Origin of the sequence: Vibrio sp. 10N.222.55.C6, assembly GCF_041473395.1 — a bacterium.
GTDB classification, from domain to species: Bacteria; Pseudomonadota; Gammaproteobacteria; order Enterobacterales; family Vibrionaceae; genus Vibrio; species Vibrio crassostreae_C.
Map to the genome: position 1 here is coordinate 1 of NZ_JBFRSD010001068.1, position 239 is coordinate 239.

General features: G+C 44.4%; 1 pseudogene. It reads left to right on the forward strand.

From position 1 onward, the window contains the following. Positions 1-239, forward strand: a pseudogene (locus AB4486_RS27580) (LysR family transcriptional regulator); the annotation flags it as partial.

Here is a 239-nt window from a genome sequence, read left to right on the forward strand (position 1 = left end):
CATCAAAAATCAGCGTTTCAACATAAATACCCACTGTTTGAAGAGCACAGTTATCTGTATGCGCGTAAGGATCTGGCTGAGAAGATCATGGACAAGGATTTCTCATTGGATGGCTGTCGTATCAACATGGGCGGCTATGCCAAAGATGAGATGTTCCGATTACTGAATATTGAGCAGTACGATTCCGTAAAGCCTTTTGATGGCTGGCATGTCGAGTCGGGTGTGATTTTAACCTTGGC